The sequence below is a fragment of the Lacimonas salitolerans genome (genome assembly GCF_042677865.1).
In the GTDB taxonomy this organism is placed as follows: Bacteria; Pseudomonadota; Alphaproteobacteria; order Rhodobacterales; family Rhodobacteraceae; genus Lutimaribacter; species Lutimaribacter salitolerans.
In genome coordinates this window covers 118,859-142,579 of the sequence record NZ_JBHUDD010000059.1, presented here as the reverse complement: position 1 = coordinate 142,579, position 23,721 = coordinate 118,859, and the positions used below count along the sequence as shown (strand labels likewise).

The following is a 23,721-nucleotide window of genomic DNA, read 5'->3' as shown; positions in this document are numbered from 1 at the left end:
CTGACATGGCAGAACGATCCTTCAAGGCCGAGGTCGCGCATCTGCGCAAAGGCAGCGGCGACACATTCACCGGCGAGGGCATATTGGCCATCACCAAGGCGCTGCTGGAAAACGGCGTGGGCTATGTCGGCGGCTATCAAGGTGCGCCGATCAGCCACCTGATGGACGTGCTGGCCGATGCCGAGGAGTTGCTGACCGAGCTTGATGTGCGATACGAGGCGAACGCATCCGAAGCCGCCGCGGCGGCGATGCTGGCCGCATCGGTGCATTACCCGATCCGCGGGGCTGTGACCTTCAAGGGATCGGTGGGCGTCAACGTGGCATCGGATGCGCTGGCCAACCTGGCCTCGTCCGGGGTGACAGGCGGCGCGCTGGTGATCGTCGGCGAGGATTACGGCGAGGGCAGTTCCATCATGCAGGAGCGCACGCATGCCTTTGCGATGAAATCGCAGTTCTGGCTGCTGGACCCGCGCCCGAACCTGCCCGCCATCGTCAAGGCGGTGGGCGACGGTTTTGAGTTGTCCGAGGCCAGCAATACCCCGGTGATGCTGATGGTGCGCATCCGGTCGTGCCACGTGACCGGCACGTTTGACTGCCGCGACAACCTGCGCCCCGCGCTGTCGGTGCGCGATGCGCTGTCGAACCCGCAAAAGGATTTCAGCCGCGTGGTGCTGCCGCCGATGTCCTATATCCACGAACAGGACAAGGTGACCAAACGTTGGCCCGCCGCCGAGAAGTTCATCACCGAACACGGCCTGAACGAGCGGTTCGGGCCGGAACAGTCCGGCATCGGCATCGTCTGTCAGGGCGGGATGTACAACGGCGTGATCCGCGCGTTGCAGCGGCTGGGGCTGGCCGACCTGTATGGCCAGACGCAGGTGCCGATCTATTGCCTGAATGTGACCTATCCGCTGCTGCGCGATGAGTTTCTGGGGTTCACGCAGGGCAAGGACTCGGTGCTGGTGATCGAGGAGGGCCAGCCCGAGTTCATCGAACAACAGCTTGGCGCGATGCTGTATCGGGCGGGCTCGTCGGTGCAGCTGCATGGCAAGGACATGCTGCCGATGGCGGGCGAATATACCGGACAGGTGATGCTGGACGGTGTGACCGCGTTTTTGCGCCGTCACGCGCCCGACATGCTGCCCGGTGCCGTTCTGGCCCCCAACGCGCCCGTGCCGGAAATACCCGACCTGTCGACCACCGTGCCGGTCCGTCCGCCGGGGTTTTGCACCGGCTGCCCCGAGCGGCCGATCTTTGCCGCGATCAAGCTGGTGCAGCAGGAGTTGGGACAGCACCAGATCTCGGGCGATATCGGGTGCCACCTGTTCGCCGCCCTACCGCCGTTCGAAATCGGCGGACAGACCATGGGATATGGTCTGGGGCCTGCGTCGAACGCCGCCTTTGACGGGGGCGGGGAACGGCGGGCGATCTCGATCCTGGGGGATGGTGGATTCTGGCACAACGGGCTGTCATCCTCGATCGGGAACATGGTGTTCAACCGATCTGACAGCGTGGCGATCATCGTCGACAACTACTATTCCGCCGCGACGGGCGGGCAGGACGTGATGTCATCGCGTGCGGAAAATCCGACCAAGGCGACCAACAACCCGATTGCCAAGGCGCTGAAAGGTGTCGGCGTCGAATGGATCAGGCAGATCGACCGCACCTATGATGTGCCGAAGATGCGCGCGGTGATTCACGAGGCGCTGACCACCGATTACGCCGGTCCAAAGGTGATCGTTGCCAGTTCCGAATGCATGCTGAACCGCCAGCGGCGGGAAAAACCCCAGCGCAAGCAGGCGATAGCCGAGGGTCGGCGCATCGAAGCCCCGCGTTTCGGCGTGGACGAGGATATCTGCACCGGCGATCACGCCTGCATCCGGCTGTCGGGCTGTCCATCGCTGTCGCTCAAACGGCTGGACGATCCGCTGCGCGACGATCCTGTGGCCAGCATCGATCAGACCTGCGTGGGCTGTGGCAACTGCGGCGAGGTGGCGGATGCCGCCATCCTGTGCCCCAGCTTCTACCGCGCCGACGTGGTGCACAACCCGGGCCGGATCGAGCGGTGGTGGGCCGAGCGCCAGGCCCGCGTGATTGATTGGCTGCAATCGCGCCGCGCGGCGCGGCGGCTGGATGTGACGGGGGCGGCAAGATGAATTTGGCAACCGAACTGCACCAGCGTCAGCCCGATGCGCGGCTGGATCAGATCATCAAGCTTGCGGTGATGGCAGTGGGGGGTCAGGGCGGCGGCGTTCTGACCGGCTGGATCGAATCGCTGGCCCGCGCGCAGGGCTATGCCGTGCAGGCCACCAGCGTGGCAGGCGTGGCGCAACGCACCGGGGCCACGATCTATTACATCGAAATGGCCCCACGCCATCCGGGCGCGGCAGATCCTGTTTTCTCGCTTGCGCCTGCGTCGGGCGATGTCGATATCCTGATCGCGGCGGAAATGATGGAGGCCGGACGCGCCATCATCCGCGGCTTTGTCACCCCGGACCGCACGACGCTGATCGCATCGACCCATCGCGCGCTGGCCGTCAGCGAAAAGATGACACCCGGCGACGGCATTGCCGATGCCGACGAAGTGCGCGCCGCCGCCGAGATTGCAGCACATCGCCTGATCATGGCGGATATGGAGGCGGCGGCGGCCGGTGCGGGATCGGTCATTTCCGCGTCGCTCTTCGGGGCGCTGGCAGGGTCTGGCGCGCTGCCGTTTGATCGTTCGGCGTTCGAGGATGCCATTCGCGCCAGCGGCAAGGGGGTCGAGGCCAGCTTGCGCGCCTTTGCCGCCGGAATTGACGCGGCACAGGGCGGGGACGTGGTGGCCCCTGCGGTCGAATCCGTCACCGTTCCGGCGGAAATCACCGGACCGGCCAAGGCACGGCACGCGTGGGCGGCGCTGTTGGCGCGGGTCGAGGCGATGCCCGCACCAGTGGCCGAAATGGCCCTGCCCGGCCTGCGCAAGGTGGTGGATTTTCAGGATGTGGCTTATGGTGCCGCCTATCTGGACAGACTAGACATTATTCTGGCCCAAGACACCGATGAACATGCGTTCGAACTGACCCGCGAAGCGGCGAAATACATCGCCAACGCCATGGCCTATGACGACATCATCCGCGTGGCCGACCTCAAGACCCGGGCCAGACGCTCGGGGCGCATCAGGGACGAAATGGGCGCAGGCGCGGCGCATCTGATTCAGGTGACCGAGTTCCTGCACCCAAGGGCCGAGGAAATCGTCAGCCTGCTGCCCGCCCGTCTCGGCGCGCGGATCGAGGGCAGCCCGACCTGGATGGCGCGGATCGACCGGCTGTTCAACAAGGGGCGGCGTCTGCGCAGCGACAGTTTGCGCGGGTTCACCATGCTGTATCTGGTTGGGGGCTTGCGCGGCTGGCGGTTGCGCACATTGCGACACCGGCAGGAGATGGCGCATTTGCAGCGATGGCTTGATACCGCCATGGCACACCTGCCCGATCATTATGGCATGGCAGTCGAAATCATCCGCTGTCGGCGGCTGATCAAGGGATATTCCGACACGCACGCGCGCGGCTGTGCCAAGTTCGACCGCGTGCTGACGGGGGCGGCGCTGGTGGCGCATCGTGCCGATGGCCCCGACTGGGTCGCCCGCCTGCGCGAGGCGGGTTTGCAGGACGAGGACGGCAAGGCCCTTGACGGCGCGTTGCAGACCGTCCGATCCTTTGCGTGACAGGGCAGCCCCCGGCTCAGGATCGGAAAAACTGCCCAAAAACTGGCGGCTTGCCGCTTTTCACGCCGTGTCACCGGGATAAAGGATTTGATTTATGAAATCCGATAAGTTTTGATCAAATTGTTGAGCTAAGGGCGAGGCCATGATCGAAATAACCAATGTCACCAAGATATTCACTGGCAGGGGTGCGCCCTTTACCGCGCTTGACGATGTGTCCGTGACGATCCGGGAGAACGAATTCTTTACACTTCTGGGCCCATCGGGGTGCGGCAAGACCACGCTGCTGCGGGTGATTGCGGGGTTCATCGACCCGACCAAGGGCTCGGTCACGCTGGACGGGCAGGATCTGGTCAGCCTGCCGCCCTATCGCCGCCCGGTGAACACGGTGTTTCAGTCCTACGCGCTGTTTCCGCATATGACCGTGGCGCAAAACATCGCATTCGGTCTGGAAATGCAGGACAAGCCCCGCGCCGAGGTCAAGGCGACGGTGGACGAAATGCTGGCGCTGGTGCGCATGACCGAAATGGCCGACCGCAAGACCTCCGAAATCAGCGGCGGGCAGCAACAGCGCGTGGCGCTGGCCCGCGCGCTGGCCCCCCGGCCCAAGGTTCTGCTTCTGGACGAGCCGCTGTCGGCGCTGGACTTCAAGCTGCGCAAGGACATGCAGCTTGAACTGAAGCGCCTGCAGTCGGAAACCGGCATCACCTTCATCTTTGTCACCCACGATCAGGAAGAGGCCCTGACCATGTCCGACCGGATCGCGGTGATGCACGATGGCGACATCCGGCAGATCGGCGGGCCACGCGACATCTACGACCATCCGGCAGAACGCTTTGTGGCGGATTTCATCGGGGATACGAATTTCCTGTCGGTCGAGTTGCTGGAAACCAAGGGCGAGGTTGCGCAGATCCGCCTGCCCTCGGGCGTGGAAACACAGGTGCGCGCGCCCGATGAAACCATCGCCCCCGGCCCGGTCACTCTGGCGGTGCGGCCCGAACATGCCACCCTGCTGGGCGGCGAGGGCGCGACCCTGCCCGGCACGCTGGCCAACGTGGTCTACTTTGGCACCGACACGCATTTTCACGTCGATCTGGACGGCGGCGCGCGGTTCGTGCTGCGCCAGCAGAACCAGCACGGGCAGACGCAGGTGTTCAACGCCGGCGACGCGGTGACCGTCACGCTGGCCCCCGGCGTGGGCCAGGTTCTGAGGGATTGAGGCCATGAGCGACGCCATCGCCGACCGCGCCACCCGCACCCGTTGGCTCTTGTTGGCCCCGGCGCTGGCGGTGCTGATCTTTGCCGCCTCCGGCCCGCTGCTGATCGTGCTGGTCTATTCCTTTCTGACGCCCGGCGATTACGGCGGGGTCGTGTGGCAGTTTTCGACCGACGCCTGGTTCAACGTCGTGGCCGAGGTCGATTTCTTTACCGAAGAACTGGGCTGGGCCGACGCGCATCTGTCGATCTTCTGGCGGTCGATCAAGCTGTCGCTGATGACAGCGCTGCTGACCTTCATCTTTGGTTTTCCCACCGCCTATTTCATCGCCACGCGCCCCAAGGAAAAGCGCGACATCTGGATGCTGCTGATCATCATCCCGTTCTGGACCAACCTTCTGATCCGCACCTTTGCCATCATGGAACTGATCCGGGCCGAGGGCACGGTGAACACGCTGCTGATGTGGGCCGGGATCATCGACGCGCCGATCCAGATGCTGTTCACCGAATTCGCGATCCTGCTGGGCATGGCCTATGTCTATCTGCCGCTGATGGTGCTGCCGATCTATGCCTCGCTTGAGCGGTTCGATTTCACGCTGGTCGAGGCAGGATACGATCTGTACGCGACGCGCTGGCGCGTGCTCAAGCGGGTGATATTCCCGCTGGCCAAACCGGGCGTCATTGCCGGGTCGATCCTGGTGTTCGTGCCGTCGCTGGGCGCCTATGTCACCCCGCGCGTTCTGGGCGGGGGCAAGCAGCTGATGCTGGGCAACCTGATCGAATTGCAGTTCGGCGCAGGGCGAAACTGGCCCCTGGGCGCGGCGCTGTCGCTGACCCTGCTGGCGATCGTGATGGTGGCGCTGATCCTCTATGTCCGCGCCGCCGGGAACGAGGAGGTGCGGCATGGCTAAGGGGTTCGATGTCCGCCGGCAGACCGGCTTTGCCACCATCGCGATGTCCTGTTTCGTGATCCTGTATCTGCCGATCATCCTGCTGGTGGTCTATTCCTTCAACGCGGGCACCTCGATTGCGATATGGGAGGGGTTCAGCTGGCGCTGGTATGTCAGTGCCTGGGACAACCGCGAGGTTCAGGCCGCCACCGTGCGCTCGCTGATCATCGCGCTGTGGGCCTCGGCCATCGCCACGACCTGCGCGGTGCTGGCGGCGCTGGCCACGACGCGGCAAGGCACGTTCCGGGGCTATACGATGGTTTTCGCCATGATCAACCAACCGCTGATGGTGCCGGAAATCGTGACCGCCGTGGCGCTGCTGATCTTCTTCGCGATGATCAAGGTCGCCACCGGCTATACCGGGCTGTTCTACCTGATCATCGCGCATTCCGCGTTCTGCCTGCCCTTTGCCTACATGCCGATCCGGGCGCGATTGCAGGGCATGGACCTGAGCCTGGAGCAGGCGGGAATGGATCTGTACGGCACGCCCTGGCGGGTGTTTCGCCGCATCACCCTGCCGCAGCTTTGGCCCGGCATTCTGGCGGGTGCGATGCTGGCCTTTGTCATCTCGCTGGATGACGTGGTGATTACAGAGTTCGTAAAATCCGCCGGGCAGGATACACTGCCCACCTACATGCTGGGGCAATTGCGCCGAGTCGTCACCCCCGAAGTCAACGCCATCTCAACGGCGCTTCTGGCCATTTCGGTGGTGATGGTGATGGGGTTCTTTTTCCTCAGCCGCACGCGAAAATAACAACCAACCGACAGGAGAGTTTGCAATGAAACTTAAGACATCTTTCGCCGCACTGGCCGCCATGGCCGTCGCGGGGGCCGCACAGGCCGAAGGCGAGCTGAACATCTACAACTGGGGCAACTACACCAGCCCCGAGATGATCGAAAAGTTCGAAGAGGAATACGGGATCGACGTGACGATCACCGACTACGACAGCAACGACACCGCGCTGGCCAAGATCCAGGCTGGCGGGCATGGCTTTGACATCGTCGTGCCGTCGGGCACCTACGTTCCGATTTTCATTTCCGAAGGGCTTCTGATGGAATCCAAGCCCAACGAGATGGAGAATTTCCAGCACATGGACCCGGTCTGGGTGGATGTCGATTTCGACCCCGGCCGCAACTACACCGTGCCGTGGCAGTGGGGCACCGTGGGCGTGACCGTCAACACCAGCGTGTACGAAGGCGACATCAACTCTGCAGCGCTGCTGTTCGAACCGCCCGAGGAACTGAAGGGCAAGATCAACATCATCCCCGAGATGATGGACGTCATGTCGACTGCCATCTACTACAAGGGTGGCGAGCAGTGCACCACGGACCGCGAGGTTCTGAAAGAGGTGCGCGACATGCTGGTCGCGGCCAAGGCTGACTGGCTGTCGATGGATTACGGCAACATCGAGAAATTCGCCAAGGGCGACCTGTCGGCGGGCCTGAACTGGAACGGCGCCTCGATGCGCTCGCGACTTCAGAACGAGGATATCGCCTATGGTCTGCCGATGACCGGCTATCCGGTCTGGATGGACAACGCGGCAATCCTGGCCGATGCGCAGAATGTCGAGAACGCCAAGCTGTTCCTGAACTTCATCATGCACCCGGAAAACGCGGCGATGCTGTCGAATTTTGCCAAGTATTCGAACGGCATCATGGGGTCGGCGGAATTCATGACAGAAGACCTGCAATCCGCGCCCGAGGTGAACCCGAGCGACGAGGTGAAGGCGGCGGGCGTCCTGTCGATGACCTGCCCGCCAGAAGCGCAAAAGATCTACACCGCGATCTGGACCGAGCTGCAAAAGTAAACCGATCGGGGCGGGCCATCGCGGCCCGCCCTTTCCAATTGTGAAAGACCAGAAATGACCCCCGACATCGTTATCCTGAATGGCCGCCTGATCACCTTTGATCATGCACGTCCCACCGCGACCGCGCTTGCCATCTCGGGCGGCACCATTGCCGCCGTCGGCGACACGGACGAGATGCGCAGCCTGGCCGGGCCGGGCACGCGGGTGATCGACGCGGGCGGGGCGTCGGTGCTGCCGGGGTTCATCGACAGCCACGTGCACCTGTTCGGCGGCTCGGCGGAACTGGGCATGCTGGACCTGTATGGCATTCAGGGCCTGGACCGGCTGACCGCCGCCGTGCGCGACTGGGCGGCAAACAACCCTGATGACACGCTGATATTTGCGGTGCAGGCGGATTACGCGATCATGGGGCCGGGTCAGCACACCACCCGGCAGGATCTGGACAAGGTGCTGCCAGACCGGCCCTTTGCCATGTTCGCCCCCGATCATCACACGGTCTGGGCCAATACCAGGGCGCTGGAACTGGCCGGGCTGCTGCATGGCGGAGAGGTGGACATGGGCGCCGAAATCGTGATGGCCCCCGATGGCACCGCCACCGGCGAATTGCGCGAACCGGGCGCCTATGCGCCGGTGCTGCGGCTGACAAAGCACGGCGGGCGCGACATGCTGGGCCTTGTCACCGGGGCTGATCCGGTGCCGCCCGCCACCCCGGAACAACGTGCGCTGGACAAGGCCGCCATCGTGCAGGGGCTGAAACACTGTGCCAGCCACGGCATCACCAGCCTGCACAACATGGATGGCAATTTCTACAACCTCGAACTGCTGTCCGAGATCGAGGCCGATGGCGATCTGCTGGCCCGGGTCGAGGTGCCGTTTCATTTCAAAAGCCACGACAGTCTTGATCGCTTCGTCGAGGCCGAAGAGATGCGCACCCGGTACAAGGGCGACTGGGTCTGGTGCAACCGGGTCAAGATGTTCATCGACGGGGTGGTCGACAGTTCGACCGCGCTGATGCTGGAGCCCTATCCGGGGCTTGAGACCGTGGGCGACGCGGTGTTCGACTATGACCTGTTCGAAGCGGCCTGCATCAAGGCCGATGCGATGGGGCTGCAGATCGCCGTGCATGCCATCGGCGATCAGGGCATCCGCTGGACGCTGGATGCCTACGAGGCGGCGATCAAGGCCAACGGCCGCCGCGACAGCCGCCACCGGATCGAACATATCGAGGTGCTGCACCCTGATGATCTGCCACGGTTCGCACAACTGGATGTGGTGGCGTCGATCCAGCCGGGGCACGCGCCCTTTGGCGTCTATTTCCCGCCCGACGGCGTGGGCAAGATGTTGCACGACCACCAGATCCCCCTGGCCTTTGCCTGGCAGGACATCCGCAACAGCGGCGCGCGCGTGGTGTTCTCCACCGACTGGCCGGTGATCCCGGTGGATGTGATGCCCAACATCAAATCCGCCGTCGCCCCGCGCAAGATGCCCGCGCCCTGGCGCGACCAGAGCCAGAGCCTGCTGGACACGCTGCAATCCTATACCGCCGACAATGCCTGGGTCGAATTCAACGAGGACCGCAAGGGCCGGTTGATGCCTGGCATGATGGCCGATGTGGTGGTGATGAGCCACGATCTGCAGGCGATGGAGCCCGAAACGCTGGATCAGGCCCGCGCGCAGGTGACGATCGCAGGCGGACGCGTGACCTACGAGGGGTAGCGCGCGGGGGGCGCTGCCCCCGTCCCCTTTCAGGGGACTCCCCCCCGGGATATTTGGGGAGAGAGGAAACCTGTCACGTTCAGTGCCATTGTCGGCAAGGCGATGGTGAACGCAGGCCCCACTGTTCAGACTGACACCGATTTCAACAACCTGTCGCGGGTCAGCTCGGACTTAGTGCCGGATATGACCACCTCGCCCCGGCGCAGGACGGCAAAACAATCGCCCAGATCGTAGGCGAAATCGAAATATTGCTCGACCAGAACGATGGCCATGCGCCCCTCGTCGCGCAGGCGGGCGATGACCTGCCCGATCATCTGGATGATGTTGGGTTGAATCCCCTCGGTCGGTTCGTCCATCAGCAACAGCCTGGGCCGGGTCAGCAGCGCGCGCGCGATGGCCAGTTGCTGCTGCTGCCCGCCCGACAGATCGCCGCCCCGGCGGCCCTGCATGTCGCGCAGCACCGGGAACAGGTCGAACATTTCATCCAGATCGCCCCGGTCTGATTTCGGCAGGGCGGACAGTCCTGTTTCAAGGTTCTCGCGCACGGTCAGCAGGGGAAAAATCTCGCGTCCCTGCGGGACCAGCGCAATGCCCTTGCGCGCCAGTTGATGCGCGGGCAGAACGCCCAGCGCCTCGCCGTCCAGCGTGACTTGCCCGCCCGAGCGGTTGTGCCGCCCCGAGATGGCGCGGATCAGCGATGTCTTGCCCACCCCGTTCGGCCCCATCACGCAGGTCACCTGCCCCTTTTGCGCGGTCAGGTCGATGCCGTTAAGGATTTGCGAGTGGCCGTAATGCAGGGTCAGGCCGTGCACCTGCAACATGGTGTCAGCGTCCGAGGTAGACATCGATCACCTCCTGGTTTGCGGTGACGTGATCCAGCGACCCTTCGGCCAGAACCGACCCTTCGTGCAGCACGGTCACCCGGCAGCCCAGCCGCCGGATGAACTCCATGTCATGCTCCACAACCACGACAGCGCGGGTTTTCGCGGCCTCGACCAGCAGATCGGTGGTGTGTTCGCGTTCCGCCGGGGTCATGCCGGCAGCGGGTTCATCGACCAGCAGCAGCCGGGGTTCCTGAGCAAGCAGCATGCCGATTTCCAGCCATTGCTTTTGCCCGTGCGACAATTCTCCGGCGCGGCGCAGCAGGGCATCGCGCAGCCCGATTTCCCCGGCCAGGGTTTCAACCCGGTCCAGATGCTCGGACCTTGGTCGCCAGACCAGCACCGCAAACGGCCCGCGATTGTTGTTCTGGGCCATCAGCAGGTTTTCCTGCACGGTCTGATCCTCGAATACGGTGGGTTTCTGGAACTTGCGCCCGATGCCCTGGCGCGCGATCTGCGCCTCGTTCATGCGCAGCAGGGACTGCGATTTCTCGCCCCACAGAACATGGCCCGTATCGGGCTTGGTCTTGCCGGTAATGATGTCCATGAAGGTGGTCTTGCCCGCGCCGTTGGGGCCGATGATCGCGCGCAGCTCTGCCGGGCCGATGGCAAAGGACAGGTTGTTGATGGCGCGGAATCCGTCGAACGTGACCGATACGCCCGAAACCTCCAGAAGCCGGGTCATTCCTGCGCCTCCTTCTCGCGCAGCGAGCCCTGATCGGGGCCAAGGTCTGCGCCGTGACGATCCGGCCCGCGCAGCCCGGCCAGCAGATCGAACAGCCCGCCGATGCCCTTGGGCGCGAACAGCGTGACGGCCACAAAGGACAGGCCCAGCAGGATCGTCCACCAGTCCACCCATGAGATCGTGTAGAACCCAAGGTTGATGTCAGGCGCCTGCCCGCCGGTGAACCATGTCGAGACAAGGCTGACGAACACCGCACCGATCACCGCGCCATAGAGCCGCCCGCGCCCGCCGATGGCAACCCAGACCGCAAGGTAGATCGACGCGATGGGTGCCACCTCGGCCGGGTTGATGATGCCCGCCTGCGGATAGTACAGCGCGCCCGCGATGCCCGCCATCATCGCAGTGACGGTGAACAGCGCCAGCTTGTAGCCTTCGACCGAGTAGCCAAGGAACCGCACGCGCGCTTCGTTGTCGCGGATGCCGCGGATCACGCTGCCGAACTTGCCCGACACGATCCATGCGGCAAAGACATAGCCCAGCGCCAGCGCCAGCGCAGAGGCCCAGAACAACCAGACCGACAGCACCGATTGCGGTACGCTGTCCAGATGCGGGATGTTCTGCAATCCCGAGAGCCCGTTGTTGCCGCGCAGCCCGCTGTCGTTCTGGAACAGGTACAGCGCCAGCGCCAGGGTCATCGCCTGCGTCAGGATCGACAGGTAGACGCCCGTCACACGGCTGCGGAACGCCAGCCAGCCGAACACCAGCGCCAGCAGGCCGGGCACCGCCACCACCAGCATCAGTTGCAGCGGCAGGCTGTGCGCAAAGACCCAGATCGTCGGGAACTCCGATGACCCCACGACGCCGAATATCTGCTGGCCGATGGCGGCCTCGACCTCGGCCGGGGTGGGCGGAAGGGGCGCGTTGGCCAGCGACTCGGCCACGATCAGCCGGGTGCGTTCATACATCAGCCACATGCCGATCATGTAGCCGCCCAGCCCGAAGAACGCGAAATGCCCCAGGCTCAGGATGCCGCAATAGCCCCAGATCAGGTCCATCGCCACGGCGACCAGCGCCAGCGCCAGCGTCTTGCCCAGCGTCTTGACGAAACTGGTCGAGATCAGCCCGATCCCGAACCCTTCGGACAGGATGGTCACGCCGAGTGTGAACAACGCCAGAACGGCCAGAAAAATCAGGATCGACGGGTTTCGCGCGACAAGGCTGCGTTGCATGGCCTTAATCCCCCGCCGCGCGTCCGCGCAGCGCGATGATGCCGCGCGGCCGGAACTGGATGAACAGGATGATGAACAGGATCATGTAGGTCTGCGCCGCCAGCGTGTTGGACGGGTTGAAGAACTCGATCCCCTTTTGCAGGCCGCCGATCATCGCGGCCCCCAGCAGCGTGCCCCAGATGTTGCCGACACCGCCCACCACGACGGTCATGAAACTTTGCACGATGTAATCCTGCCCCAGTTCCGACGTGACCTTGGCAAACAGCCCGATGGCCACACCGGCAACGCCGGCGATGCCAGATCCAAGGCCGAAGGTCAGCATGTTCACCCGGCCCGGGTTGATCCCCATGGCCGCCGCCATGCCGGGGTTTTGCGTGACCGCACGGGTTTCCAGACCCAGCCGCGTGCGTTTCATGATGAACAGAAAGATCGTCAGAAACACCATCGCCAGCACGAAGATCGCGATGCGGATATACGAGATCGCCACCACATCGTTGAACACCAGCGACCCGTCCAGCCATGCGGGTGCGGTAAGCGGGCGGGCCTGCGTGCCAAAGATGTTCTTGAACAGTTGCTGCAGGGCAATGGACACGCCGAACGTGGCCAGCAGGGTTTCCAACGGGCGGTTGTAAAGCCAGCGGATCACCAGACGCTCCAGCGCGACACCGGCGGCGAATGTCACCGCAAAGGCGAGCGGAATCGCAACGATGATCGACGCGGTGTGGTTGGGGATGAACAGTTGCACCACGTAGCCGGTGTAGGCCCCCATCATGATGAACTCGCCATGCGCCATGTTGATTACACCCATCACGCCAAAGGTGATGGCAAGACCGATCGCCGCCAGAAAATAGATCGAAGCAAGCGAGATCGCATCCAGACCCAGATCGAACGCCTGATTGACGCCGACCATGGTGTTGATACGGGTCAGCGCCTCTGCCGCCGCCGTGGTGATCGTGGCGTCGGGCTCGGCATATACATCCGCAAAGGAATGGGCGGCCAGCGCGGCATCCATCGCCACATCGGTCAGGTAGGGCGGCACCAACCCGGCATCGGCCAGCGCGGTATAGGCGGCAATCCGGCTGGCGGGGTCCGACAGGGTGTGGACGGGTATGCCGCCCACGCTGCCTTCGGTGATGTTGGCGGTCAGCGCCTCGCGCAGGGCGGCTTGCGTGATGCGCGGCGGGGCCAGCCCGGCATCGGACAGCAGGCGATAGGCCTCCTCGCGCGGGAGAGCATCACTGCCGGGGTCCAGCAGGCGGGCCACGTTCAATGTATCGGGCGGTGCGCCCTCGAATACCTGCAACCGGGTCGCGACCAGCGGGTTCAGCGTGGCGCGCACGTCCACGCCGATATCACCGGACACATCATTTATCGCCTCGATGCGGGCGGCGCGGTCAGGGTCGAATGAAATCGTCAGCAAGCGTTCCAGCCGCTCCTTGCGGGTCTTGAGCGCCGGATCGGTTTCCGGCGGAATGGACGCGCGCAAGGGGGCAAGCAATTCGGCACTGGCATTGCGTTGCAGCGAGGCCACCGCATCGGCACGACGGGCCGGATCAGGGTCGCTGAGTTGAAAGGTGACAAGCGCCGTGCCGATGATCGACTGGATACCGGAATTGGGTTTGATCTGGTCCATGTCCGCCTTGGACGCGGTGCCAATTTCGGCCCCGGTGTCGAAATCGAACAGGCGCAGGGTGGCGCCGTCTTCCTGCACCCGAAAGAACAGACCATCCGACGTGCGCTGCCACATCTCGCGCGCCTGCCATGTCTGCAACACCACCTGCGCCTGCGGCAGGCCGGATCCCGCCACGGCATCAATCGCGGGCTGGATCGTGCGACGCGAGCTTTGGGCGATGATCTCGGCATGCTTTTGCAGAACGGCCTGCATCGGGCCCGCGCCACCCTGGGTGCGCGCACTGCAGGTCATCAGCAGCACCGCCAATGCCGCGANGGCGGCGGGCCAATCCCCGCCGCCGCGACTGGTCTTAATAGTTCGACTTGATCTGAACGCAGGTCTTGGTTTCGGTGTTGTACATACCGCATTCCAGATCCTTCCAATCCGACATCAGAACTGCGGATTCCGGCAGGAAATCGGTCCAGGCGTCGCCCGGCACGGGGTCGGTTTCCGAGATGATGTCAAACTGGCCGTCGGCCAGGATCTCGCCGATCAGCACCGGCTTGGACAGGTGGTGGTTCACCCCCATCACGGCGGTCCCGCCGGTCAGGTTAGGAAATTCCTGTCCCCACATCGCCTCGCGCACGGCGTCCACATCGGTGGTGTCGGCCTGCGTGACCGCGTTCACCCACATGTTGAAGCCGATGTAATGCGCCTCCATCGGGTCGTTGGTCACGCGGGACTCGTCGCCGATGAAGGCGTGCCAGGCTTCGATGAACTCGGCGTTTTCGGGGGTGTCGGCGGACATGAAATAGTTCCAGGCGGCCAGATGCCCCACCAGGTTGCTGGTATCCAGACCCGAAAGCTCTTCTTCACCGACCGAGAAGGCAACGACCGGGATGTCATCGGCCGAAATGCCCGCTGCGGCCAGTTCCTTGTAAAAGCCGATGTTGGCGTCACCGTTGATGGTGGACACGACGCCGACCTTCTTGCCATCCGCCGCCAGCGCGACGACGTCCGACACGATCTTGGACCAGTCGGAGTGGCCGAAAGGCGTGTAGTTCACAAAGATGTCGGACTCGGGGATGCCTTTGGATTTCAGGTAGGAATCAAGGATGTTGTTCGTCGTGCGCGGATAGACGTAATCGGTGCCCAGCAGCGCGAATTTCTCGACGCCCAGTTCCTCGAGGAAGTAGTCCACCGCCGGAATGGCCTGCTGGTTCGGGGCTGCGCCGGTGTAAAAGACGTTCTTCGACGATTCCTCGCCCTCGTATTGCACCGGATAGAACATCAGCCCGTTCAGTTCCTCCAGCACGGGCAGGGCCGACTTGCGGCTGACGCTGGTCCAGCTGCCAAAGATCACATCGACGTTCTGGACGGTCAGCAGTTCGCGCGCCTTTTCGGCGAACAGCGGCCAATCCGAGGCCGGGTCGGTCACGACGGCCTCAAGCTCGCAACCCAGCAGACCACCCTTCTTGTTCTGGGCGTCCACCAGCATCAGCATGGTGTCTTTCAGCGTGGTTTCCGAGATCGCCATCGTGCCCGACAGCGAATGCAGGACGCCCACCTTGATCGGGCAGTCGGCGGCTGCGGCTGTGGTCAACGCGGCAAAGGCCACGGTACCAGCAAGTATGTGTTTCAATGATTTCATCGTCTTCTCCCGCATCGGGGCTGGCCGCTTGCCCCATCGGGCAGTTTTCGGCACGGTCCCCCGGTGACTTCGTGTTGCACCCGTGTGGCGGTCGGGCCGAGTGGCAATTCGTTCGGCCGTCACACACCCGCGCTGGTCACGGCAATGTGACGGCGGGCCTCAGAACGATTTGCCGCGGCGTAAAGCAAGGCAATGAAATGCTGGTGTTTCAGGGCAGGGCGGCAAGAATCGCTGGTTTTTCGGGCAGATTAATGTTGCTGCGCCTGTTTCTTAGTCGCTGCAGTGCAGCATGGGCTGCAGAATCACCATATCGTCGCAACGAGCGGGGTTTGACGGATGCCATCGCCAAGGTTGCGTTATCCTACTCTGGATGGTGTTCCGTACACAGCCAACGCGACCCGCACCTGCCTTGCGAGGGTCATGCCTTCGTTACACGTGGGCGGTATCCGCAACAGACCAATGCACCCGGGCCCCGCGCCCGGCAATTCAGGGGATACCAATGCACCGCACATTTATCGCCGCGCTTGCGGCTCTCAGCCTGTCCGGCCCCGCCATCGCGCAGTCCGACGACGTCTCTGGCCGTCTGGTCGTCTACACCTCGCAGCCCAACGAGGATGCGCAGCGCACGGTGGATGCGTTCAACGCCGCCTACCCCAATGTCGAGGTCGAGTGGATCCGCGACGGCACCACGCAGGTCATGGCCCGGCTCGAGGCCGAATTCGCCGCGGGCAATCCGCAGCCCGACGTTCTGCTGATCGCCGACATGGTCACGATGGAGGGGCTTGAGGCGCAGGGCCGTCTGCTGGCCTACCCCGAGGCGGATGTGTCCGCCTATGATCCGTCGATCATGGACCCCGAGGGGTATTACTTCTCGACCAAGCTGATCACCACCGGGATCGTCTACAACACCTCGGCGCCCTTTGTGCCCACGTCCTGGGCCGACCTGCTGCGCCCCGAGGCCGAAGGCCAGATCGCCATGCCCTCACCGCTGACCAGCGGGGCGGCCACGATCCACATGGTGTCGCTGACCTCGCATCCTGATCTGGGATGGGAGTATTACGAGGGGCTGGCGGAACAGGGCACCAACCCGCAGGGCGGCAATGGCGGTGTCTACCGCGCCGTGGCCGGTGGCGAGCAGATGTTCGGCATGGTGGTTGATTTCCTGCCGATCCGCGAGATCCCGAATGGCGCGCCGGTCGGGTTCGTCTTTCCTCAGGAAGGCGTGTCCGCCGTGACCGAACCTGCGGCGATCCTGTCGACCGCGCAGAACGTGCCCGCAGCGCAGGCCTTTGTCGATTTCCTGATCTCGCCCGAGGGCCAGCAACTGGCCGCCGACATGGGCTATCTGCCGGCGCATCCGGCGATCACCCCGCCCGAAGGCTTCCCGGCGCTGGATGACATCAAGCTGCTGGATTTCGACCCGGCCAAGGCCCTGCAAAGCACCGACTCTGACCGTCTGCGCTTTGTCGAGATGTTCGGCGGCTAAGCCCTGCGACGCACGTTCAATATCGCGGGGGGCGGCGAGGGGATGACCCTTGCCGCCCTCATCGTCTTTGCGGCGGCGCTGATGGTGACGCCGCTGGCGCTGTTGTTGCAGACCGGGCTGCTGGCCGATGGGGTGCCGTCGCTGGACCCGATCCGCGAGGCGCTTGGCAGCCGGTCGGTGCTCCGCGCGTTGCTGAACTCGCTGCAAAGCGCCACGGTCTCGGCCGCGCTGGCGCTGATCGTGGGCACGGGCGTGGCGCTGCTTGTGGGGCTGACCAGCCTGCGCGGCAAGGCGGTGTTCACCTTTCTGGTGCTGATCCCGATGATGATCCCGCCGCATGTCACGGCGATCGCCTGGATGCAGGCGCTGGGTCCGTCCTCGCCCCTGCTGGGCACGCTTGGGCTGGCCCCGCCGCCCGGCACGCCGCATCCGCTTTATGGGCGCAACGGGGTGATCGCGCTGCTGGCGGTGCAGCACATGCCGCTGGTGTTTCTGGTGGTGCTGGCCGCGCTGCGCACCCTGCCGCGCGAAATGGCCGAGGCCGCGCGGGTGGCGGGTGCCGGGCCTGCGCGGCTGCTGCGTCGCGTGATCCTGCCGCTTCTCGCCCCCAGCCTGCTGGCCGCCTTTGCGCTGGCCTTTGTCTCGGCGCTTGGCAATTTCGGCATCCCGGCGCTGTTGGGCATTCCCGGTCGCTACACCACGCTGCCGGTGCTGATCTGGCAACGGCTGTCCAGCTTCGGTCCGTCGATGCTGGCCGATGTGGCGGTGCTGTCGGCGCTGATGGCGCTGATCGCCATCGTCGTCGTGGCGGTGCAGATGATCCTGTCCGCCCGCAGCCGCGCGGCATTGATCGGACCACCGCAGCCGCCGCTGCACCTGCAACTGGGCCGGGCGCAATGGGCCGCGCAGGCCGCAATGGTGGGGCTGGTGGCGGTCACGCTGGCCCTGCCGATGGCAGCATTGTTCGGCACCGCGCTGGTGATCACCTATGGCCTGCCGCTGACCTTTGACACCATGACGCTGGCGAATTTCGAGCAGGTGCTGTTCCGGCAATCGGTCACCCTGCGGGCGTTCGGCAATTCCACGCTGGCGGCGGGACTGGCCGCGCTGCTGCTGGCCGGGTTCGCAGCTTTTGTGGCGCGCTTTGCCACCGGGCCGCGCGGCGCGCGCAAGCGGCTGGGCATCGGCCTGACGGGGCTGGCCGAAACCACCTATGCCATCCCGGGCATCGTCATCTCGATTGCCTTCATCCTGACCTTTCTGCGCCCGCTGCCGATCCTTGGCGTGTCGCTTTACAACACGGTCTGGATCATCGTGCTGGCCTATCTGTGCGCCTTTTTCGCGGTGGCGCTGAAACCCGTCGCGGCGGCCTGCCTGCAACTGGACCCCGCGCTGGACGAGGCCGCGCGCACCGCAGGCGCGGGCTGGGGTCGGCGGATGCGGCGGATATTCCTGCCGCTGGTGGCCCCGGCGGCGGGGTCGGGCGCGATCCTGGTGTTCCTGACCGCCTATAACGAGGTGACGGTGTCCGCCCTGCTGTGGTCAACCGGGACCGAGACGATCGGCACCGTGATCTACAACTATGAAAACGGCGGATACACCACGCTGGCCGCCGCCATGGCCGGTGTCACCGTGCTGGCGACCATCGGACTTATGGCGCTGCTGGATCGGCTGGGGCGGCACCTGCCACCGGGCGTCGTGCCCTGGCGGTTGTGAAGCGTCACTGCGGCAGCAACCACCCGCCAAGAAGCCGCAGGCCCATGCGATCCCCCTCACGCACCGGATGGGGCAGATGCACGGCAAAGGGCTGCGGCAGGCCTGCAACCTTGACCTTCGCCTCCCACTGGCCACCACGATAGAGCGCGGCTGTCACCCGCCCGTCCAGACCCTCGTCCGACACCGCCAGATCGGCGGGGCGGAACAACGCCTGCCGCGCGCCGCTGGCGCCGCCCATGCCGCGCAGGGCCACCGGATGCCCGGCCAGCGTGGCTTGACCGTCTGCAATCTTCACCGGCAGAACCGCCCCTTGCCCGATGAACCGCGCCACCTCCGCCGAGGCGGGGCGCGCGTAGATTTCCGCAGGCGTGCCCACTTGCAGGAACCGACCCGCCGCCATCACGGCCATGCGGTCGGCCACTGCCATCGCCTCGCGCTGGTCATGGGTGATGTAGACCGTCGTGGCCCCCGAGGCGCGGTGAAAGCCCACCAGCTCTTCCTCCATCGTGGCGCGCAGATGCGGGTCCAGATTGGCCAGCGGCTCGTCCATCAGGATGATGTCGGCGTCCTGCGCCAGACAGCGCGCCAGCGCCACGCGCTGCCGCTGCCCACCCGACAGCTCGGACGGCTTGCGCGTTGCAAAGCCGTCCAGCGCCACGGTGGCCAGGTTCCGGTCTGCCCGGCGCGCGGCCTCGGCCCGGCCAAGCCCTGCCGCCTCGGCTGGAAAGGCCACGTTGCCGCGCACGTCCAGATGCGGCCACAGCGCATAGGACTGGAACACAAAGCCCACCCCGCGCTGTTCGGGCGGCAGGTGCAGGCCGGGACCGGCCACCGCCCTGTCGCCAAGCCGCACCTCGCCCGCATCCGCCGCCTCAAGCCCTGCGATCAGGCGCAGCAGCGTCGATTTTCCGCAGCCCGACGCGCCGACGATGGCAAAGAACTCGCCCTTGCCGATCTCGATCGTGATCCCGTCCACGGCGGGCTTGCCGGCAAAGGATTTCTGAAGGTCGCGCAGGGTGATGGACATCGGCTGGCAGGGCCTTTCGCAAGTATCGGTGCGGTGTAACGGGGGTTCTTGTCGGTTCCGTGACAGAGGGAAACCTGACAGCATACCCTTACCAGTGCCGTGTTCCCGGCGCACCCTTGATGCGCCCTTCAAGGTTCGGGGTGACCCAGCCACCATAGAAATCGCCCGGCTGCGGGATGACGCGGGCCTCGCCGACCCATATCGCCTCCATCTGCCCGGCGTAGAATGCCAGATACCCCGCCAGCGGCGCAAACCGCGCGGTGGGCCGGTCATAACTCCATGCGGCGCGCGGGGCCGTGGCGTCGCCAAGAACCACGTCAAAGTACCGTGCCACGCCTTTCCATTCGCAGAAACTGCGGCCCTGTGCAGGGCGCAGGATGGCGCGCACGTCCTCGGGCGGCAGGTAGTAGGTGGGCGCATGATGGGTTTCCAGAACACGCAAGGCGCGCGTCGTTTCGGCCACCAGATCGCCGCCAAGCCGTATGGTGATGCGCTGCGGCACCGGCTCCAGCGCGGGCGGGCGCGGGTAGGACTGTACGTTCTCGGGCGGCAGGTCGGTCATGCAGGCACCTCGTTCGTTGAGTGCGGCGGTGTTGCGCAGGGCCAGCATCAAGCCGCTGCTTCAATTGCGGGTTTGCGGGCGGTCCCCATGTACAGCACGGTCTTCAGCGGCAGCCGCCCGAAGGTCAGATCGCCGCGCCGGTTCAGCGCGCGCGGGCCAAGCCCGGTGAACGGGCCGGGCACCAGCCCCGCATCGGTCAGCGCGGCGCGCAATTCGGACGGGGTGATGAACAGGGCCGGATCATGCGTGCCGCGCGGCAAAAGGCGCAGCAGGTCTTCGGCCACGGTGATCGTCGCCAGCCGCGCCAGCGGATTGCGGTTGATCGTGTCGAACAGGAACAGCCCGCCGGGGCGCAGCACGCGGGCGACCTGGGCCAGAACCTGCGTCAGGTCGCTGACATGCTCCAGCACATCGACACAGATGACGGCATCGAACTGGCTGGCGTCATAGGGCAAATCCTCGCCCACGCCGACATCATAGGTGATGGCGCGCCCCGTCTGCGCTGCATGATTGCGGGCCGCTGCAATCGCATCCTTTGCCGGGTCTATGCCGATGACGCGGGCGCCGCGATCATCCAGTGCCTCGGCCATGAAGCCGCCTGCGCAGCCGAGATCCAGCACCGCCTTGCCATGCCAGTCGATCTGCCGGTCCATCCAACCCAGCCGCCCCGGCACGAGGTTCTTCAAGGTTCTCACCCAGCGGATGTCGTCCGACCACCAATGGTCGGCCATCGTGTCATAGATCGTCAGATCGTTGCGCATCGCGGCGTCTCCCTCGTCACTGCGCACCGGGCGCGACCGCTTGGGCCGCCCTGTGCTCAGCCCTCGTCAGGGCGAGGTAATTCACGGGCGCGCAATCTCAAACGATATGGTGTCGCGTGCCGGCCCCCGCGCGGTGCCGGGCCGATGCACAAGGGATCACGCCGGATCGCGCGTGCCAGACAGCAGGGCCTCGGGTTCGATCCCGCGCTTTTCTGCACTGGCGCGGACGGCCTGCTGCAACGCCTCGCTCCGCCTCAGCAGACGCCGGAACCTGTCTTCCTCCAGCACCAGCAGCGTGGACGGAGAGATTGCCCGAACCTCGGCCCGGCGCGGCGTCTGCATCAGGATCGCCATCTGACCGAACATCTCGCCCCTGCCCAGACGCCAGGTCTGGCCAGCGCTTTGCACCTCGACCGCACCCGAGGCGATGAAAAACACGCGCTTGGCCGCGCTGTCCTTCTGGATAAGGATATCGCCCGCATTGGCATAGCGGGTCTGAAACGCGCGGCCCAACCGTTTCAGCGCGGCATCGTCCAGGTCGGCGAACAGCGGAAGCTGCCGCACCAGAACGGTGCGCTGCGGTGCGATATCAAGACGTGGACGCTGGTCAGCGGCGGCCCGGCGGGCGCCAAGATCGCGCATCAGCGAGGCATGGACCTCGGCCCCGATCAACCCGTCCTCGCGCATGGCCATGTATTCGCGTTCTTCCAGCCGCAGCGCTGTGCGTCGGATGAAACGACGCTCCAGCACCTCGGCATAACCGGGGTATTGCAGGCGCAACCCTTCCAGCGCGGTTTCCACCATCTCGACCCGGCGCGACAGAAGCTCGGTCAGCAGATCGGCCACCCGTCTGCCGTGGATGCGGCGGATGCGCCCATCGATGAACACGCCAAGATCGCGCAGGATCAGGCGTTGGGACAACAGGCGTTCGAACCGGTCCGCGGTCATCCGCGCCAAGGGTCTGGACAGACCCAGCCTGTTGTTGAGGATGACAACAGCCCGGAAGAGACGGCCATAGGCGACGCTTTGCCGGGCGGCCCGCTGGTAGCCACTGCGCCCGCCGGAGCGCGCGCTTTCGATCAGCCGGTCGGCATCCGACAGCACCTGATCTGCCATGCGCGCCGAGATCGTGCGTTCGCGCACCCGCGCCAGAATCGTGTCGCGCTCGTGCCCGGCCAGCGCGATCAGGCCCAGCGTGATGCGGTCGCGATCCAGGATATCGGCGCTGTCCTCGGCTGCTTTCACCGCCTTTTCCAGCTTGTCGCCAAAGCGTTTGGCCTCGGATCGCACGATGTCGTGGGTCAGCTCGTAATTCTCGGTGGTGCGCGCCACATCCGCGCGAACGGTTTGCAGGGCCACGGCCACGACCTGCCGCGACAGCGCCTGATCGATGGGCGACAGGCGGTCAAGGCCCAGCCAGCCGATGACGGACCGCAGGGTCGTGCCCTGCACGATCAGCGTGAACAGGGTAAAGCCGGTGGCCAGAATGCCGACCACGCGCTTGACCTCGACCGGCACCCGCAGGCTTTCGGTGACGGCCAGCGCCAGCGCCAGCGTGACCGCGCCGCGCAGCCCGCCCCACAGGATCGCGACGCGATAGGGCCGTTCCACCGCCGGCGACAGGCGCATCAGGGTCAGCAGGGGCAAAAGCCCGAACAGGATCACCACCCGCGCCGCGATGGCGGCTACGATCACGACCCCGATCAGAACGAAGTCGCCCAACCGGACCTCTTCCAGCAGGCGCGGGATCAGGAGGGCCGCAAGGATGAAGATCAGCGCCCCCGCCCAATGTGCCAGCAGCTTCCAGACCTCGCGCAGATAGGCCCAGGTCTGCGGCGGCAAGCGGCCCGGCCCGGTCAGGTTCAGGGTCAGCCCCGCCGCGACCACCGCGATCACCCCCGAGGCCCCGATGCTTTGTTCCGCACCGATATAGGCCAGATAGGGCAAGGCGATCGAGATCGACACTTGCGCCAGTTCAAAGCGGTTGAACAGCGCCATGATCCAGACCGCCACCCGCGCCGCCACCCAACCCGTCAGGGCACCCCCCGCGATCAGCACCGGAAACCGGGTCAGCGCATCGCCAAGGCTGGGGTCGGGCACGCCCAGCATCACGAACCCCATGAACAGGCCGAACAGCGCGATGGCGGCGGCATCGTTCAGCAGGCTTTCGCCCTCGATGATCCGCGCCAGCCTGCGCGGTGCCGAGATCGAGCGAAAGATCGACACCACCGCCGACGGGTCCGTGGTGGATACGATGGCCCCGATCAGCAGACAGGCCGCCAGCGGCAGCGCACTGGCCCAGGACAGCGCGTATCCGACGCTGAACGTCGCCACCACAACCGCCACGACCGCCAGCATCAGGATCGGCACCCAGTCGTCCAGCATCCGGCGCAGGTTCATGTCGAGCGTCGCCTGAAACAGCAGCGTCGGCAGAAACACGTATAGAAAGACGTTTGACCGGATCGGAAAGCCCAGGATCGCCTCGGCCACGGGATTCAGCGCATCGGTCAGGGTGGTGCGCAGGAAAAACGTCGCCGTGACCGCGATCAGCACACCAAGCATGGCAAGGATCACGCTGTAGGGCAGGCGCAATCGCTCGGCCAGCGGCTCGGCCACGCCGATGACAAGGAAAAACGCGGAAATGACGGTGGTTACAAGTACGATGTCCATATCAGAGAAATAGCACACGCCCACACACGCGCACGGTGAAAAACCCGTTTTG

18 protein-coding genes are annotated in these 23,721 nt (G+C 64.9%); 9 read left to right on the top strand and 9 right to left on the bottom strand.

The genetic code is table 11. The annotated features are described in order from the left end of the window. Positions 1 to 5 precede the first annotated feature (5 nt). The 7 genes from ACFTOW_RS12420 (at position 6) to ACFTOW_RS12390 (ending at position 9,389) form a co-directional block, all read left to right on the top strand. Positions 6 to 2,156: a thiamine pyrophosphate-dependent enzyme gene (locus ACFTOW_RS12420; RefSeq protein WP_379916147.1), complete on the top strand. Its 2,151-nt coding sequence runs from the start codon at positions 6 to 8 to the stop codon at positions 2,154 to 2,156. Continuing rightward, positions 2,153 to 3,703, top strand: coding sequence for an indolepyruvate oxidoreductase subunit beta family protein (locus ACFTOW_RS12415; RefSeq protein ID WP_379916145.1), 1,551 nt, complete (start codon positions 2,153 to 2,155; stop codon positions 3,701 to 3,703). The genes ACFTOW_RS12420 and ACFTOW_RS12415 overlap by 4 nt, the downstream gene beginning before the upstream one ends. Positions 3,704 to 3,845: 142 nt before the next feature. Continuing rightward, positions 3,846 to 4,919, top strand: coding sequence for an ABC transporter ATP-binding protein (locus ACFTOW_RS12410; RefSeq protein ID WP_379916143.1), 1,074 nt, complete (start codon positions 3,846 to 3,848; stop codon positions 4,917 to 4,919). Positions 4,920 to 4,923: 4 nt separating this feature from the next. Then, entirely contained in the window at positions 4,924 to 5,826 is a 903-nt protein-coding gene (locus tag ACFTOW_RS12405; protein ID WP_379916141.1) for an ABC transporter permease, read from the top strand. Next, positions 5,819 to 6,619, top strand: a complete 801-nt coding sequence (locus ACFTOW_RS12400) for an ABC transporter permease (RefSeq protein ID WP_379916139.1) — start codon at positions 5,819 to 5,821, stop codon at positions 6,617 to 6,619. The genes ACFTOW_RS12405 and ACFTOW_RS12400 overlap by 8 nt, the downstream gene beginning before the upstream one ends. A gap of 25 nt (positions 6,620 to 6,644) precedes the next feature. Continuing rightward, entirely contained in the window at positions 6,645 to 7,673 is a 1,029-nt protein-coding gene (locus tag ACFTOW_RS12395; protein ID WP_379916137.1) for an extracellular solute-binding protein, read from the top strand. A gap of 54 nt (positions 7,674 to 7,727) precedes the next feature. Then, a complete protein-coding gene (locus tag ACFTOW_RS12390) occupies positions 7,728 to 9,389 on the top strand; it encodes an amidohydrolase (protein WP_379916135.1) in 1,662 nt (553 codons plus the stop codon). 125 nt (positions 9,390 to 9,514) lie between these two features. Here the strand turns inward: ACFTOW_RS12390 and urtE are convergent, their stop codons facing one another. The 5 genes from urtE to urtA all read right to left on the bottom strand — a co-directional run bounded on the left by urtE (position 9,515) and on the right by urtA (position 15,447). After that, positions 9,515 to 10,210 carry an urea ABC transporter ATP-binding subunit UrtE gene (gene urtE / locus ACFTOW_RS12385; RefSeq protein ID WP_379916468.1) on the bottom strand — a complete coding sequence of 232 codons (696 nt, stop codon included), beginning with the start codon at positions 10,208 to 10,210 and terminating at the stop codon, positions 9,515 to 9,517. Positions 10,211 to 10,214: 4 nt separating this feature from the next. After that, positions 10,215 to 10,955 carry an urea ABC transporter ATP-binding protein UrtD gene (urtD, locus tag ACFTOW_RS12380; RefSeq protein WP_379916133.1) on the bottom strand — a complete coding sequence of 247 codons (741 nt, stop codon included), beginning with the start codon at positions 10,953 to 10,955 and terminating at the stop codon, positions 10,215 to 10,217. Next, positions 10,952 to 12,184, bottom strand: a complete 1,233-nt coding sequence (urtC, locus tag ACFTOW_RS12375) for an urea ABC transporter permease subunit UrtC (protein WP_379916131.1) — start codon at positions 12,182 to 12,184, stop codon at positions 10,952 to 10,954. The genes urtD and urtC overlap by 4 nt, the downstream gene beginning before the upstream one ends. 4 nt (positions 12,185 to 12,188) lie before the next feature. Beyond that, positions 12,189 to 14,108 carry an urea ABC transporter permease subunit UrtB gene (gene urtB, locus ACFTOW_RS12370; RefSeq protein ID WP_379916129.1) on the bottom strand — a complete coding sequence of 640 codons (1,920 nt, stop codon included), beginning with the start codon at positions 14,106 to 14,108 and terminating at the stop codon, positions 12,189 to 12,191. 58 nt (positions 14,109 to 14,166) lie between these two features. Then, positions 14,167 to 15,447 (bottom strand): urea ABC transporter substrate-binding protein, encoded by a 1,281-nt coding sequence (urtA, locus tag ACFTOW_RS12365; protein WP_379916127.1) that lies wholly within the window; start codon positions 15,445 to 15,447, stop codon positions 14,167 to 14,169. 499 nt (positions 15,448 to 15,946) lie between these two features. Here urtA and ACFTOW_RS12360 point away from each other — a divergent pair, with 499 nt between their 5' ends. After that, positions 15,947 to 16,933 (top strand): ABC transporter substrate-binding protein, encoded by a 987-nt coding sequence (locus ACFTOW_RS12360; RefSeq protein WP_379916125.1) that lies wholly within the window; start codon positions 15,947 to 15,949, stop codon positions 16,931 to 16,933. A 42-nt stretch (positions 16,934 to 16,975) separates the two neighbouring features. Then, complete coding sequence (locus tag ACFTOW_RS12355) at positions 16,976 to 18,649, top strand: ABC transporter permease (RefSeq protein ID WP_379916123.1); 1,674 nt, start codon at positions 16,976 to 16,978, stop codon at positions 18,647 to 18,649. 4 nt (positions 18,650 to 18,653) lie between these two features. Here the strand turns inward: ACFTOW_RS12355 and ACFTOW_RS12350 are convergent, their stop codons facing one another. The 4 genes from ACFTOW_RS12350 to ACFTOW_RS12335 form a co-directional block, all read right to left on the bottom strand. Then, the gene (locus tag ACFTOW_RS12350) at positions 18,654 to 19,676 is read right to left on the bottom strand and encodes an ABC transporter ATP-binding protein (RefSeq protein WP_379916121.1); all 1,023 of its coding nucleotides are present in this window, start codon (positions 19,674 to 19,676) and stop codon (positions 18,654 to 18,656) included. An 88-nt stretch (positions 19,677 to 19,764) separates the two neighbouring features. Next, a complete protein-coding gene (locus ACFTOW_RS12345; RefSeq protein WP_379916119.1) occupies positions 19,765 to 20,286 on the bottom strand; it encodes a DUF427 domain-containing protein in 522 nt (173 codons plus the stop codon). Further along, the gene (gene ubiG / locus ACFTOW_RS12340) at positions 20,286 to 20,999 is read right to left on the bottom strand and encodes a bifunctional 2-polyprenyl-6-hydroxyphenol methylase/3-demethylubiquinol 3-O-methyltransferase UbiG (RefSeq protein ID WP_379916117.1); all 714 of its coding nucleotides are present in this window, start codon (positions 20,997 to 20,999) and stop codon (positions 20,286 to 20,288) included. The genes ACFTOW_RS12345 and ubiG overlap by 1 nt, the downstream gene beginning before the upstream one ends. 156 nt (positions 21,000 to 21,155) lie before the next feature. After that, positions 21,156 to 23,669: a cation:proton antiporter gene (locus ACFTOW_RS12335; RefSeq protein ID WP_379916115.1), complete on the bottom strand. Its 2,514-nt coding sequence runs from the start codon at positions 23,667 to 23,669 to the stop codon at positions 21,156 to 21,158. Positions 23,670 to 23,721: the final 52 nt, after the last annotated feature.